The sequence below is a fragment of the Paenibacillus sp. QJM3NY_38 genome, from assembly GCF_056173265.1.
This window is the reverse complement of sequence record NZ_JBWBUJ010000002.1, coordinates 230543-246305: the sequence shown is the minus strand read 5'-3', so window position 1 is coordinate 246305 and position 15763 is coordinate 230543. Positions and strand designations below refer to the sequence as shown.

Genomic DNA, 15763 nt, shown 5'->3' with positions numbered 1-15763 from the left:
AATGGACTCCTTGATTGGCCCTACCTTTGAAAGCAGATACTTCACAGAGGACAAAGGTTATGATAAAATATTCACAACTTTGTTATGTAAATGAAGTCCTTACTTCCTCCATATTTTACTGTCTTACGCTTGGCGGCCGCGGACAGCAAAATGTCGATCGGAATGGGGGCTTTATTATTTTCTCTTATTCTAATATATATATTAATATATTACCTTCAAAGTTCTACATATTTCCACTCCTTATTTTGTGACAGAAAAATAAATTTAAGAAAAAGCCGAAGGCTGGACGCATAATGCTTGTTTTATATTAATGTTTATTTATTTTAAATGATTATAAGAATGATTGTTTGTTTACAAGTCTCAGAATCTATTGATTCTATTGGCTTTCTAGTATTTTGCTATCACAAGTTAGGGAGTTAATCGTCACATATTAAGGAGTATAGAAATCACAATAAGGGGAGTTAAGTGTCACTAATTCAGGAGTCATCTGTCACGATTTGTGGAGTAGAACTGTCACAACTTTGGGAGTAGAATAACGAGTATTTCGCCCAATTTGTTACCCACGATAGAACTGTGAATTTACTTTTTTTAATTTACTCATAAATATTGCGCCTAGAAGTTACTTTTATAGTTTTATGATGAAGTTTTGAACTAGAAAGTGAATGGAGTACTCCTTATCTTGTGACAGAAGTGAACGATAAGTCCTCGATTTGTGACAGCAGAGCTATTAAACACTCCTGTTTTTGTGACAGCCGGCAAACCTGGGATAGAAATACTCCCTTTTATGTGACAGACATTACTTTAAACTCCTCAATTTGTGACGCTTGAAGAACGACATAAAAGGAGAATGCTTTCGATAAAAGCTTGATCTTCAGTGTGTCCAACTCCTATTTTTGTGACAAAAGACCGGAGATACTCTTTTATAACCATAGATAACTCCCAAATCTGTGACAGAAGCATAGATTTACTCCTAAAAATGTGATAGTTTCCTCATAACACTCCTATATTTGTGACAGCTAGAGGATTAGAATAATCTAGATACTCCTTTTTTTGTGACAGTAAAGTAGAACGTAACTCCTCATTGTGTGATAATTATACCGAGGAAACTCATGTAAGGCTGTTTTTAATAAGCAAAATACTCTGGTTTGTGGCGTATTCCTTGGATAACTCCTAAAATTGTGACAGAAAACTTGCAGGTAATTTCTAACTATTTCCTGTCACATATAAAGGAGTGGAAAATCAGGAGCCGGTTAATTATAGTAATCATGAAGGGGGGGTTAAGGGAATGGAAGCAGAACAGCTAGAACAGATAGAATTTGATTTGGGTCCCACGTCTATTTCACCTGAATATGTCGTCACAAAGTCAAATGCATTGATTGAAATGCCTCTTAACCTTGACCTGCAGGAATCGCGTGTCATCTATACGCTCATTTCGTTAATCCAACCTGATGATGAAGACTTCAAAACGCATTTTGTTAAGGTGAAGGAGTTTGCCGACATCTTAGATTTGCAAGAGAAGAATTTTTATAAAAAGATTCGGGAAGTTGTGACAGGGTTACAGAGAAAAACGCTGGTAATTCGTGAAAACAATGGTGAATCCGATCTGGTGGTGAACTGGCTTTCCGCATCACGTTACCATCATCGTAAAGGTTTGGTCGAACTTGAATTTTCACCGCAGTTGAAGCCTTATTTACTGAAGCTAAAGAAGGACTTCACTCGATATAAATTGGCTAATGTCTTGGTCCTGAAGAGTAAATACTCGATACGGATGTATGAACTACTTAAGCGTTACCTGAACTTTGGGAAAAGAAGATTTACGCTTGAGCAGCTCCGAAATTTGCTGGAGATCGATCCAGGAAAACTAACTCATTACGGCCATTTGAAGCAGCGGGTTCTTTTGAAGACCCAGGAAGAGTTAGCCGAAAAGACGGATATTTCTTTTGACTTTGAGGAAACGAAAGTCGGACATAAAGTAGTGGCAATAACATGTTACATAAAGCCTAATCACCGCAAAAAATTGCTTCTAAAGGATCCGGAGATTTTCGAGAAGGATGTCACAGCATACTCATTATTGACCCGCTTCGGCGTCCGAAAGCCGGTTGCTGAAGAGCTGATCCAAACATTTGGTGAGAAGAGAGTTAAGGACAACATTCAATACGTATATGAGACAAAACAAGAGGCAAATATCGATAATATCAGCGGGTACATGGTAAAAGCAATACGTGAGGATTTCGTTCATAATGGTGCCGGATATGAGGATGAAGATCGGTTTGACTTTGATACATCTATCCCTCATTTAAATGCCCGTTTACGGCGTTTGATCGAACAGCATCACGAAAAGATCCATGGTGCTAAAAAATCCGAAGAGAAGAAACTACGGAGTGATATGGCTCAGGATGTAGTGGATGAGATTCACCGTACACTAGAGATACGAAGAAATCGAAACCTTAGGCCGCTCGAACCGGAGGATTTTGACCAAAAATATGTCCGAGAATTGTATGAATATTTGTTAGAGCACCCCTATGTCTAATAGTCGAACTTTGACCCTGTTTGTAAACGGCTAAAAGAAAACACCCATCGGCTTAGCAAGATAGTAGATGACCTCTGAATTCTAAGGGGTCATCTTTTTTATCGCCAACTGAAACCATTCGGAAATGAAACACCCACTCTAACTTCCTCGATGAAATGACAATTAAGGATATTCACCCATCTTTTATATGTGAAATTACAATTCCAATGAAGTTATTGTCCCAACAATTACCACGAAGCTACAATGTAAAACCAGCCCCAGAATCTTGTCGCATTTGGGAAGAAGTAAAATGCATGCTTGGCAAATTTCAGAATGGATCCTGGGGTTATGAGAATGTAACAACGAAAAGACCATGAAACTGCAAGTTTTCTCAAAGCTCTCGTTAGCTAAGCAACTACAAAACAGTTTGTGAACCTTAACTCCTGTATATTGGAGAAGATTTATATTTCTTAAATTATGTATACCCACATTAAAATATGTAAGTTGTAAATCTTTGGATAATAAATTATCTATATATATAATGACATTCCCAACAATAGGTGGTTATTATGCAATCAACTTTCTCTGTGTATCGATGGATGTTATCTTTTCTTAAACCATATGCTTCACTTGTTGCTGGCCTCATCGTGATTATGGCAGCAACTTCGGGAGTACAGTTGTTAGTACCGAAAATGATTCAGCATTTTATCGATCATATTTTGCCGGCTAAGGATTGGACACTGTTTACGGTGCTGTTTTTGACTCTTACTGTGTTTATTGTCGTGATGATCTCTCTATTTATGGTAAGGAATCTGCTACAGCGGCACATCGAAGAGAAGGCCTCACGGGATTTGCAGGTTACGATCTTGGGCCATCTCAGAAAGCTGGGATTCTCATACTACGAGAAGCATACCGTTGGGGAAACGTTAGCTTTTCTAAACACAGAAGTCTCGGCAGTGCAGCATGTGTACCGTCAACTATTTCCTATGACGATTTTTAGTTTTATATTTACAGTATTTGCGTTAATTGTCATGATTTCATCTAGTTGGCAGCTAACCCTTGTCACAATACCTTTTTTCATACTTTACTATTTGTACGGTCCAACTATTGAACGGATGGCGGCCAAGGCCAGCAAAGCACTCGCTCAAGCGAGAATCGAAGCGAACCAAAAGGCTCATGAAAGTGTATCTGCGATTGGGGAGCTGAGGTTGTTTACTGCAGAAAATTGGGATTTACAAAGATATTTGAACAAGGTCGACGCATGGAATTCCAACGTAGTAAAGTCCTTTTTTCTTGCGTATTTGCGGGGGAGCGGGCGAACGTTCAGCTTCTACGCAGGAGCGATTGGGTTGTTCCTAATCGGAGCTTGGCTATTGGAAAGGCATTTGATCACTGCAGGGGAGTTGGTCGGTTTTTTGCTTCTCTATTTTGTGGCAATGCAGGAGTTGACCAGACTGGTTTCACTCTTGACAGAGCAGTATGTGATAATGCACCAGACGGAGCGACTGTTTCGGTTCGTTCACGAGAAACCAGAAGTGAAGGAACCCCAAAAGGAAGTGTTGGAGCTGGTACATCCAGTGAGAGGAGAAATTTGTTTCGATAAGGTCCATTTCTCATACAGCGTTGACAGACCGGTACTCAAAGGATTCGATTTGATGATTAGAGCAGGGGAGAAAGTCGCCATCGTCGGAGAAAGCGGAAATGGGAAGTCGACGATTATCAAGCTGATAGGTCGGTTCTACGATCCGCAGCTAGGGAGGATTACACTTGATGGCGTTCCTATCAACAAGCTATCTTTTGAATCGTTGCGCGATCCACTCGGCTTTGTATTTCAGGAGACATTTCTGTTCGGGCAAACGGTGAGAGAAAATATATTGTTCGGGTGTCCGGATGCAACCGAAGATGAATTGATGGTTGCGGCGAAAGCGGCTTATGCGCACGACTTTATTATGAAGTTGCCTGAAGGATATGACACGTACGTTGGCGATCGTGGCATAAAGCTCTCCGGTGGACAGCGGCAGCGCATTGCTATAGCGAGGATGTTTATAAAAAACCCAGCGGTCATTTTGTTGGACGAAGCGACGTCCTCATTGGATAGTACTAGTGAGCGCGAGGTGCACATTGCGTTGGAGCAGTTGAAGAAGGGAAGAACAGTCATTTATGTAGCGCATCGGTTGCAAACGATCAAACATTTCGATCGAATCGTGGTTCTCCAAGAAGGGAGAGTAGTGGAACAGGGGACGTACGAGCAGTTGAGCCACGCTGGAGGAGCCTTTCAACGTCTGCTCATCGGTGACGAATCGTAAGAGGGGGCGTCCATATGGACAATTTGAGATTTGCTTGGAAGTATGCATTGAAGGTGAAGTGGCTCATTTTATTTACTACGCTGTTCATGATCATCGAGTCCCTGGCCTCGACGATATCCATTGTCTTTCAGCAAAACATCATTGATAAGGTCATTTTAAATCGGGAGTTCGGTATGTTGTTACCCCTGGTGGTGCTTATTGGATCTGCATATGTTACGCATGTTGTCTTCATGACTTTGGCACCGCGTTGGATGTACAAGATTGCTACCCAATCGAGGAAGCATCTTTCTGTTGATTTTATGCAGTGCATGTATCGGATTCCAACCAATAAGCTTCAAAATGAGCGAACCAGCAAATATTTGTATCAATTCGCCACCGATGTAGGGGATATCGGAAATGTTTCAAACTTCTTGGCGGGAGATATCACCCGGGCGATCGGTCGTGCGATGTCCTTGGCCGTTCTGATAGGGATATTTGCGATGACTGCTCCGGTGATGCTCCCCTTTCTATTAGTTCTAAGTGGGTTCTATATCGCGGTGGGGCGTTACTTTGCTATGCATTTAAAGGATGCCTCCGCCGAAGTGAATCGGACACGCTCGGATATGCTGGTGCTCTTGGAAGAGGGAGTATCCTCCACGCGGGAAGTGGTAGCGTTCCAACGTCAGAAATGGGAAATGGTCAAATATCATGATCACTTTGCGAAATATTTCGCAAAGTTGGTAAATGAAGTAAAAATAATTAATAAAGAACAATTTATCAGTATGTCACTGCAGTGGGGCATTACGCTGCTGATCCTCTTATTCGGTGGGATCATGGTCATGAACGGAAAGCTTACCGTTGGAGTGTTTGTGGTTCTGTACCAGTTAGCACATCGGGTGATGGAGGATATTGAACAAATATACACGTATGTCATGCGTTTTCCGAGCCGAATGGTTTCGATAGAGCGGCTGAGAGAGGTGATGGAAGGCGAGCAAATAGATGAAGACGGAACGCCTCTAACTGACCCGCTCCACAGCATTCGATTTGAAAGGGTGTCATTCCATTACGGTGATCGGGTGCTTCCAGTGTTGCAGGATGTGGAAGTCAATCTGCCGTTGAATAAAAAAGTGGCCGTGGTGGGACCAAGCGGTGGTGGCAAGTCGACACTGTCTAAGCTATTGGTTAGGTTTTATGATCTAGAGAAGGGAGATATCTTGGTTAATGGAAAGCCTTTGCACCATTGGAAACGTGCTGATTGGATGCGCAAAATTGCGCTTGTGGCTCAGGAACCATATTTCTTCCATAATACGATCCGAATGAACTTGAAGATGGGAAATGACAAAATATCGGATGAGAGAATGATCGATTACTGTAAAAAGATGCTCATTCATGATTACGTTGCGTCATTGCCAAACGAATACGAGACGGTACTGGGAGAGCGAGGAGCGCCTCTGTCCGGTGGACAACGGCAACGGCTGGCTCTGGTGCGGGCATTGCTAAAAGATCCTGAAGTGCTCGTGATGGACGAAGCAACTTCCGCACTCGATTTGGAAACTGAACGCCACGTGCAACATAATATTGACGAGCTCCGAAAGGGGAAAACCACGATTATCATCACTCATCGGCTGTCAACGGTGATGAATGCAGATCATATCTATGAGGTAAGAGATGGCCATATCACAGAGAAAACCACGGAGCTATGTTATTAGTATGTCTTAAAATAATTTCTACACAGACCGAAATAGAAAAATTTATAAGGTGGGATTGTAATGTTTACCGATTATAAAGATACACTATGGAATTATTTAGTTAATAATTCTCCGACTAATGAGAGTTTATTCAATATTCTAGATTACTCAACAAAAGCATTATTTCTCGAGAAGTTAACTGACTCAGAGGAATATAAAGTGGTTCTTGATAAGATCGAAAAGCAAAAAAAATTTAATGTTTTGGTTCGAAGTGAAATGATTGAAATTACAAAAAGATTCGAAAAGTGCAAAAAAAAGGTCGTATATTTAAAAGGTTTGTCTTTGGCTGCTAGTCTTTATAATCCAGTAGAATCAAGACTATATAGCGACATTGATGTAGTGGTAGAAAGCGATAAATTAGATGAATCTTTGAGGATATTTCGAGATATGGGTTATGTTTACGAGCATACGGGGAAGCCGGTAGGAATCGACACTTCCCATATACCATTGAACGAATGGTTGAGAAGAACTCAACACATCCCTGAAATTTTAAGGAGGGATGTTGATGGTGAAGGAAATAATATTTATATAGATGTCCATGCAAAGATATTTAACGAAATATCTACGGATTGGAGTTATATAACCAAAATTATTCAGCGGGCAGAAATGGAGGTAATCTTAGATCGTCCCCATTTAGTTCTAGAATTACATGATAGAATTATTCATCTTCTTACTCATATTACTAAAGAATATATTGATACAGGTACTCTACATTTGTTCGCCCACGGTAAAAGAAGGCGCTTAAAACTAATTTGGTTGTATGAGGTTGCCTTGTTGATAAGGAAAAACAAGCAATTTATTAATTGGGAGATTGTTTGCGAACGAATGGCTGAATGGAAAAAAGAGTATGAGGTACTATTTGCATTGGCACTTATTAATAGGGTATTCCCTTCTTGTATGGATAATAAAATACTTTCAGATTTATTAGAACTAGTTAAAGTGAATGAAATTGATAATATGAGTGGTTTTAGGAGGAGAGCGTTACCTCATTTAATAGAAATCTCTCCTGACGAGGTAATTCTTGGTGATCCACATATTATTTATACGAAATTATTATCAAGTGTTAAATGGTTGGGGCCAGTTATTCAATGTTATAAACAAGAAGATATTCATGCCAAAACACCAAGTATTGTTTTAGGTAAGAACCAAACCGGAGTAAAGAATGCTTTTGGATCACACTTAAGAAGGGGAATACCTGTCAAACCGGATGAAAAGGCTTTCATTGATTTTAGATGGGATTCTAGTTATTTCAAATTTAAAATCCGGTTTTATCAAAATGCTTATTCTCCCAAACCAATTTCTAAATATTCTAATATGGATTATTTCTGCTTAAGTTTTGGTACAAGTGGAAGAAACAATGAATTTGAACCTATACCGTTTGTTCGAATGCTAAGTTTTTATCCAATGAAAAGCAGTAATGAAATGACCCTTTATTTTTGGGACTCATTTGAAAGTGAAGGACTAAATAAATTACACGCATATGATGGAATAAAAGATATAAAAAAATGGCCATTTTTAAATGAACTATCTATCTACGAGGACGGATATGAAGCAATAGTAAACATACCATGGATGAACTTGGGTATTAAACCAAATATCGAGACTCAGCTTTGGTTTGATGTTGATGTTAGCTTTTCGAGTGATAAAGGCCGAACTCAACGTTCTTTATTAGCACTTGCAAACATGCATTATGCTGGGTGGTTAGACCCAACATGCTATGCAAAATTAAGGCTAATGTAACTTACAAAAAATAAAGTGTTTGACAAAGTCGTATTAAGAAATAGAAGTGAAAAATAACACCGGAGGGGATAAATTTGTCTTTGAATTGGCAGATTACTCAAATACAAGATATTAAGGGGAAAAGGAGTGCCTTATGGGATATTACCGGCACTTGTAATTTACGCTGTAAGCATTGCTACCAATATGATAGATATTTGTATCAATCACGAGAGGCTTATAAGGATGATTTAACCTATGATCAAGCATTAATAGTTTTAGAAAGGCTCGTTGAAGCCTCTGTAACCCATATACATTTTTTGGGGGGAGAACCCCTACTTCGTAAAGAACTAACTGATATTATCAAGAAAGCAAAATGTAATAATATGTATATTTCGATTAATACCAATGGCCTCCCGCTATCTGTAAGGAAGGTGAAGGAATTAATTGATGTAGGTGTTGATCAAGTAATGGTAAGTATGGATGGTGCTAGAGCTGAAACCAATGATCGAATAAGAGGGCAAGGGACTTTTAATTCTGTTTGGAAAAACATTAAGAATGCTGTGGAAGCCTGTAAAGGTACAAATTTGTCGATAGGTCTTACATTTACTGCTACTAATGCTAATGCGCATGAATTACCAGATCTTTTTAAAATGGCGATAGATAATAATTTGGATTATCTACATATTGTTCCAGTAGATGAGGCGGGGAATTTTATATCCAATAAAGGGCTCCTGGGGAATGATGAAAATTACTTATTAAATAATCTTGATAAAGCATTAGAGAAACATAGCTCGAAATTAATAAATATGTTGAAGATCAGAGCAGATCTTCGATTATGGCCGATTGAAGTTTTAAATAGGAAATATGGGAATATTCTTGAACCAGACCCAATAGGAATTAAATGCCAAGGCGGTGAAAAATTTTTCGTGGTCCAAGCCGATGGCAGTCTCGGTCCTTGTAATGCCGTGTTAGATAAAAAATTTAGTGAAACTGTTGTAAACCAAGGGTACTTTCAAACAGAAAAGGAGTACGTGCATACCTTTAATAAGGGTGGCATTGATAACTCAAGAATATTAAATGAATTTTATCGTTATCAGCATGCACCCAATACATTTAAGGGACTGGTTCCTTGTGATCGTTGCAGTTTCAAAGATCAATGTCAACCCTGTCCTATTGAGTATGATGAGAATCGGATTGTGAATCAATGTCTTTGGGCAGAGAAAGAAGAAAAGGACTTTAGAGAGCATATTCTTTTAAGTGAAATTCTAATTGAAGATGGATATTCTTTAACAACAAATAATTTGATTAATAATAGAACGGGTCAGATTACAGTTAACTTAGGAAGTATGCTTTCTAATATCATACGTGAAAGTCAGTCAAAACCACTCATTCGAGTATTAAAGGAAGATTTTGACCCACCACTAACTGAGCATCAGTCTAGAGAATTATTAGATATAATCTTGCAATTAATTGCTCTTAAAGTTTTGCGTTTAAATAAATCTAAAGAAAGAGGTGAAATATATGCCTGAGAAACAACTTCTTTGGGATATTACCGGAAAATGCAATCTATTTTGTACCCATTGTTATGCCTACGATAAGTATGAATGGAGAAACAAAGAAGTAGTTAAACGTAAAGATATGACCTTAGACGAGAGTAAAGAATTTCTGAAATTGGCGAAAAATATGGGGTTTAATCATGTTCACCTTCTTGGTGGAGAACCATTACTTCGAAAAGATGTTTTAGACATCTTAACTTTTGCTCGAAGGGAACTAGATTTGAAGATAACAATGAACACTAATGGATTGCTATTAACCTCTAAAATGATTGATAGCCTAATAGACTTAGGTATTTATCAAGTGGCAGTCAGTTTTGAAGCAACTACTGCGGTATATCATGATCTTATACGGGGTGTTGGAAATTTTGAAAAGGCAAGAAAAAACTTAAAGGCACTTGGTGATCGGGTAAAAGAGCGCGGTGCCGACATGCTTGTAGGAGTAGGATATGTCATTACAAGGGCTGGCCTTATAGATGTGAAAAATGTATTCGACTTTGCAATGGATAATTCCGCCAATGGATTGACTATCGATTTCCTAAGCGAGGATGGACGTGCTGTAGAACACCTTGCACAGTTAGAATATCCAGAAGAAGATGCTATAAATGCCATTGAAGAACTGCTGCAAACTACTGTTGGTCGAGTACCTGAAGGTTTTGTATTCCAAATAAACACAAAGCCAAAATTACGAAGGTATTTAAGTGAAAAGTATGGCCTAGAACTGGTTGGAGAGGCTTTTGGGGATAGTTGTCCTGCGGGTGAATATACGATGTTGGTAGAGAATGATGGCGTTGTTACACCGTGTGGAATACTGAATAAAAAAGCAAAAAATGAGACGGCAATAAAGGAGAGCAAGTATAATCCCGAAAATATGAAGATTTGGGACTTTCCAAGTTTGAAAGATTTACAGAATTCCATTTTTTTTAGAAGTTTCAAGGGATTTAAGAACGATCACCAAGGAACTGTTCCAACCTGTAGTTTATGTGAGTTTAAGTCTACGTGTCAGCCTTGTCCAGTGGATTATTTAGATGCAAGTGAAGTTAGAGAATGTGTGATAGCAGAAAAGAGGAGAATAGATTGGCGCAGTTCAATTTGGCAAGAACCGTTACAGGTTGGGGAAATAGATTTAGAGGGGCAGAGTGAAATTGTAAAGTATATATACACTTTACTTAAGACAGGGTATTCTCTCAAGCAAATAAGTGACAACATCACACAGAATAATGAGATATCAAAAGGACAAATTGATGAGGAGTTGTGGGAATTCGCAATGATTTTGCGCAAAAGTGGGTTACTGAGCATTGATAAACCTTTAGTATCGTAATAATTATTTGAATTTTTACTTGAAAGGAGGTGAAAATTCAATGGAAAACAAACGGAACGAAGTGAATAATGAAGAGCAAGGTTCCAAAATTCAATATGAAAAGCCAGTATTGGATCTAACAAAACTGCAAGAGGCAGCAAAAGCATTTGCTGTAAAATCTGGAATGAGTAGTTGCTAATTATTTGAAGAATTTCAAGGAGAGCGTCGTACCAAAAAGTTCGTTTTGGTATGACGTTCTCAATATGAGTACGATCCTACACACGTATATTTGGTGCACTTAGTTGCGGTTAAGGTGGTTAGTATTATTCGCAGTCAGGAGTGAGTTGCTTGAATCCTGGAATAAAGGAATGGGCAAAGTGGGAGATAGGAAGTAAAGCATATATTTTTTGTGGTGGACCTGAAAAAATACGAAAGTATTTTTTGGATTTTTACTCTGCTTTAACCCCCCAAAGTGACTATGAGGGCAAAATAAGGAGAATAGAGTTTGGATGGTTAAAAAATAATTCAGCAATCTATAAACCACAAATAATTATACCGGGTATTTATCAAATAGGCCAATTAAATGAATGTGTAATATTGGAGTCGCCAGGTAATTGGTTTGTAAAGGTATTCCCTAATAAGATAGTTATTGAATTGGAAAAACACAATGAAGCTTGGTTGAAACATTGGGATGTTTTAAATCAAGCGTTAACAACTGCACTTGTTATTAATTCTTCTACTTGGGATATTTACTCATTACATGCAGCATGTGTTCAAACCAATTGGGGGAATGTGCTTATTTCTGGTCCTAGTGGGGTAGGAAAGAGTACTCTTGCATTAGGGATAACTGCAGAAGGTGCGAATATTCTTACGGATGATCGAGTGTTTATATCACTCGAAGATAACGTTGAGGTTAGCTCGCTAGGGACTCCAATAACTTTTCGGGCAGGAACCAGCAATATGATTCAAACACTCAATAGATATGAGAATGAAGTTGATCCAGATATTTATTCAAACGTTAATAGAAGATACAATCACAAAATTGGAGTGAATGTTGAAGAAACATTTAACTCAAAAAGACTTCGTCAAGTTTCAACTTTAACCGGAATTGCCTTTTTATCGAAATCACACGAAATAAACCCTGGTTCATGGAACAATATCAACTCGGTTAAAGCCTTAGAAAAATTAAGCAGCTCCGATTTAATATTCGCTAATTCCATTGGCAATAGCGCCTTGCAGTTATTAAACAGAATAGATAAGTGGGAATTTTCATTTTCTTTTGGAGAGTTTAGACATTTTAATCAAATAGTAAGAAATTTTTTAAAGGGGCCTATTTTGTGAAAGCAAAAGAATTTGTAATTAACTTTCGAAATGGAACCATAACAGAAGTTCCAGAGGAAGAAGACAAGTATAATTTCATCATGAACACATATGGTTACCAGTACAGTGATATTCAAAAAAGAATTGAACAGGGACACTTATTCTTAGGTACATTGCCTCAAGTATGGAAAATGGTGCTGGAAAAATATCGTGAGTTTGAATTTGAAGTAGTTGGGAAAAGTATGATACCGGTATTGGTAGAGGGAGAGAAAGTTACAATAGTACCCATTACGAGGGAATTAAAACAAGACGAAATTGTTCTAGCTATTCTAAAAGAGAAGTTAATCGTTCATCGAATCAAAGAAAAATGTGGAAACACATATATTCTTCAGGGGGATAATTCTCCAGAACCCGATTTACCAATTAATATTAACGGTATAGTTGGTGTGGTTAAGAAGAAGAAAGTTTCCTTAAATAAACGAGCTCTTACCTTACGAAATTATATTAGAAAAAGAAGGTGGCATTTAATTTGGCCCATATTAAAAGGAATTTTTCGGCAGAATTAGTCACAAAATATATTAATGCATATTCTACTGAATTCACGAATTCTTGTTATTTAAATTCTAAAGATAATCCTTGGTATGGTTTAAAAAGAGAAGTAACTATTAATATAAATTTAATTGAGGCATCTCTTAACGATATAGTTTTCTCTGAAATAATAATGCCTAATCTAGAGAATGAGAAAATAATAAAGCAGTTGTCTGATCCTGAATATTTATCTAGAGAATGGGGGGTGGATACAATAAGTATTCATGGACTTCCATTTAATCTCTTGAAACAATTTAATCATAATCATGGTTGGGTTTCAAGGGGGATGTCTACTTGTTTACTGGAGCTTGCTAACTGGAAACCTTCCAATAAAATAAAAAAGGCAATCACTAAGGCAAAAAATAATAATCTTCAAATAAAAGTCGCAAACTCGAAAAAAGACTTTTATTGTATTAGGGAATTAGTGAATAACTTAAATTTAGGTGCAAAGGACTCCAAAAAGAATAAGGAGAATCAAGTGGATTTCTTTGAACATGCATATCTGGAAGGTAAAGGGATAGGCCTTCTAGTTATGCATGGCCAGGAATCCATCTCGGGGATGTTTGGGATTTGTGTGGATAATGTAATTTATATGTTGGTACACGGTTATAATCCACTTACTACTCATTTATACGCAAACGATTTTCTTTACTTTCATTTTATATATCTATCTCAGATTAAAGGCTTAGAAATAATTAATTGGGGTAATGTGGATGAAGATGATCTAGGGCTTCTTAGGTTTAAATCAAAGTATAGTTCTTCAATTATTAAATCCAACTCAATTCATTGGTTAGGGGGGATAAATTTATGTGCGGGTTAGCTGGTATTACTGAATTCGGAAAGGTAACCGATTATATTACTTCTTTAAGGAGCTTTCCTGGTGTCTCAGCAGATGTATCTGCACGTGGTCCTGGAACAAAGACATTTGTATGCGATCCATTTATGTCTTGTATTCATGCAAGGCTCCCTGTAGTTGGTGGACCAGATGCTGAGCAACCATTAATAAGTGAGGATAAGAAAAAATATCTAATTTATATAGGTGAAGTATACAATTATGATGAGTTATATTCAGAGCTTAGAAAAAGGCATGAATTTTCTACAGCTAGTGATGGAGAAGTAATTCTTCACGGGTTAGAAGAGGGAGGAGTAGATTTTCTTAAGAAAATTGATGGGATGTTTGCAATAGTTTATAGGGATCTCTCGTTAAACAAAGTCATACTTGCACGTGATAATTTGGGGATAAAACCCATGTTCTGGGGCAGGGATGGTAAGAAAGTTGCCTTTGGTACTGATATTAAGTCAGTGCATTTACTTCTAGGAAAAAAAACCGAGTTTCATTGGTTAAATGCTCTAAGCATGATAGGTCAACCATCTTCTGTAAATGGTACTTGCTGGCATGGGATAAATGAGCTAGAGCCAGGCTCTGCGATAATATTCTCTGAAAGTGATGAAACTGTGATAAATTGGTATAAGTTCAAATATACTCCGTCAGATTTTGGTTATTCCGAATTCATAAGTCAATATGAAACCATACTAGTTGAAAGTATAAGTAGACAAACCAACTTAGAAAATGGCTACGCAGTTTCCTTAAGTGGAGGACTAGATTCTTCGATTTTATGTGCTCTTTCATCAACTAAACCAAGTGCGTCCTTTGTTCTTGTAAATAAAAGTACAATTGAAAATGGTGAATTGGACGCTGCGAAACAGGTAGCAAACTATTTAAATATAGACTTAGTTGAAGTCTACACTTCGGAGTTAGAAGAAGCAAGAGATGACTATTTAAATTTACTACGATTTTATGAAAATCCCGAGTTAAGGACTGAGCATATACTTAAAAATAAATTACTCAAGGAAGTTTCACAACAAGGGTATAAGGTCATTATTTCTGGTCAAGGTAGTGATGAATTTAATGGAGGATATTCATCACTTTTTGTAAATGAATTGGGAGAGACTAGTTTAGATTTATACTTAAAACATACAATTCAGGACGAATATTTTAAACACTTATTGATAACAAATAGAATTAAACCCGAACTCGTTGATTTTATTAATTGGAATAACAGCTCTTTTTTGGGGGACATAGGTAAGGGACTATGGGAAAAGGAGTTACATAGAAGACTAAAAATACTTAGGAGATACAACTTACGCCTAGAGGATAGGATTAGTGCTAAATATGGATTAGAAAACCGCGTTCCGTTTCTAGGAAAGGAGATTGTTTCTCTATTGTGGAGTATACCTCAACAACTTCAAGGATCTTTATTAAATAACAAAGAAATATTGCGAATTGTTTCTAGAAAATATTTGCCGAAAAATATCGTGGACAGGAAAAAGGTTCCTTTCTTCCATGGTAAATCTTCTGGTAGTTCATTTAAATATTTTAGTGATATATTATTCTTCAAATCTAACAATAAAGAGTCAATTATTGAAATAGCACGGCAAACCAGTGCGTTTAATAAAGATGGTTATTTAAATAGTGATATGTTCGATGACATAGTGGCACTAGTTAGTCAACATCCAAACCATGAAGGAGTTGAAGTACTATCAACATTAATAAACTTAGCTTTATTATCTGAAAGCTCATATTTTTTTGGGATGTTGCCAGATAAATCATTTGACAGAGCTGTGTACATACAAAAAGAAAATATTGAGTGGACAACATAAGTTCCAACTAACCATTAGGATTTTGCTTTATTTGCTGCCTTAAAACATTAGTTTTAGCTCAAAATCCAAGATTAAATGAA

General features: G+C 37.5%; 11 protein-coding genes. All 11 read left to right on the top strand.

What is annotated here, in order from left to right; all coding sequences use genetic code 11:
- The first annotated feature begins 1285 nt into the window (after nucleotides 1-1285).
- The gene (locus AC0VZ8_RS34875) at nucleotides 1286-2530 is read left to right on the top strand and encodes a replication initiation protein (protein WP_475487903.1); all 1245 of its coding nucleotides are present in this window, start codon (nucleotides 1286-1288) and stop codon (nucleotides 2528-2530) included.
- Nucleotides 2531-3078: 548 nt separating this feature from the next.
- Complete coding sequence (locus AC0VZ8_RS34870) at nucleotides 3079-4815, top strand: ABC transporter ATP-binding protein (protein WP_475487902.1); 1737 nt, start codon at nucleotides 3079-3081, stop codon at nucleotides 4813-4815.
- A 14-nt stretch (nucleotides 4816-4829) separates the two neighbouring features.
- Nucleotides 4830-6503, top strand: a complete 1674-nt coding sequence (locus AC0VZ8_RS34865; RefSeq protein ID WP_475487901.1) for an ABC transporter ATP-binding protein — start codon at nucleotides 4830-4832, stop codon at nucleotides 6501-6503.
- A 60-nt stretch (nucleotides 6504-6563) separates the two neighbouring features.
- Nucleotides 6564-8282, top strand: coding sequence for a nucleotidyltransferase family protein (locus tag AC0VZ8_RS34860; protein ID WP_475487900.1), 1719 nt, complete (start codon nucleotides 6564-6566; stop codon nucleotides 8280-8282).
- Nucleotides 8283-8362: 80 nt separating this feature from the next.
- Entirely contained in the window at nucleotides 8363-9790 is a 1428-nt protein-coding gene (locus tag AC0VZ8_RS34855) for a radical SAM/SPASM domain-containing protein (protein WP_475487899.1), read from the top strand.
- Nucleotides 9783-11135, top strand: coding sequence for a radical SAM protein (locus tag AC0VZ8_RS34850; RefSeq protein WP_475487898.1), 1353 nt, complete (start codon nucleotides 9783-9785; stop codon nucleotides 11133-11135). The genes AC0VZ8_RS34855 and AC0VZ8_RS34850 overlap by 8 nt, the downstream gene beginning before the upstream one ends.
- 40 nt (nucleotides 11136-11175) lie before the next feature.
- Entirely contained in the window at nucleotides 11176-11313 is a 138-nt protein-coding gene (locus tag AC0VZ8_RS34845; protein ID WP_475487897.1) for a hypothetical protein, read from the top strand.
- 149 nt (nucleotides 11314-11462) lie between these two features.
- The gene (locus AC0VZ8_RS34840) at nucleotides 11463-12455 is read left to right on the top strand and encodes a phosphoenolpyruvate carboxykinase (ATP) (RefSeq protein WP_475487896.1); all 993 of its coding nucleotides are present in this window, start codon (nucleotides 11463-11465) and stop codon (nucleotides 12453-12455) included.
- Nucleotides 12452-13000: a S24/S26 family peptidase gene (locus AC0VZ8_RS34835; protein ID WP_475487895.1), complete on the top strand. Its 549-nt coding sequence runs from the start codon at nucleotides 12452-12454 to the stop codon at nucleotides 12998-13000. Before AC0VZ8_RS34840 ends, AC0VZ8_RS34835 begins: the two co-directional genes overlap by 4 nt.
- Nucleotides 12964-13842 (top strand): hypothetical protein, encoded by an 879-nt coding sequence (locus AC0VZ8_RS34830; RefSeq protein WP_475487894.1) that lies wholly within the window; start codon nucleotides 12964-12966, stop codon nucleotides 13840-13842. Before AC0VZ8_RS34835 ends, AC0VZ8_RS34830 begins: the two co-directional genes overlap by 37 nt.
- On the top strand, nucleotides 13830-15683 hold the full coding sequence (gene asnB, locus AC0VZ8_RS34825; protein ID WP_475487893.1) for an asparagine synthase (glutamine-hydrolyzing): 1854 nt from the start codon (nucleotides 13830-13832) through the stop codon (nucleotides 15681-15683). The genes AC0VZ8_RS34830 and asnB overlap by 13 nt, the downstream gene beginning before the upstream one ends.
- Nucleotides 15684-15763 lie beyond the last annotated feature (80 nt).

Coding starts and splice junctions, on each gene's coding strand:
- AC0VZ8_RS34875 (WP_475487903.1), top strand. CDS start 1,286: ATGGAAGCAGAACAGCTAGAACAGATAGAATTTGATTTGGGTCCCACG.
- AC0VZ8_RS34870 (WP_475487902.1), top strand. CDS start 3,079: ATGCAATCAACTTTCTCTGTGTATCGATGGATGTTATCTTTTCTTAAA.
- AC0VZ8_RS34865 (WP_475487901.1), top strand. CDS start 4,830: ATGGACAATTTGAGATTTGCTTGGAAGTATGCATTGAAGGTGAAGTGG.
- AC0VZ8_RS34860 (WP_475487900.1), top strand. CDS start 6,564: ATGTTTACCGATTATAAAGATACACTATGGAATTATTTAGTTAATAAT.
- AC0VZ8_RS34850 (WP_475487898.1), top strand. CDS start 9,783: ATGCCTGAGAAACAACTTCTTTGGGATATTACCGGAAAATGCAATCTA.
- AC0VZ8_RS34845 (WP_475487897.1), top strand. CDS start 11,176: ATGGAAAACAAACGGAACGAAGTGAATAATGAAGAGCAAGGTTCCAAA.
- asnB (WP_475487893.1), top strand. CDS start 13,830: ATGTGCGGGTTAGCTGGTATTACTGAATTCGGAAAGGTAACCGATTAT.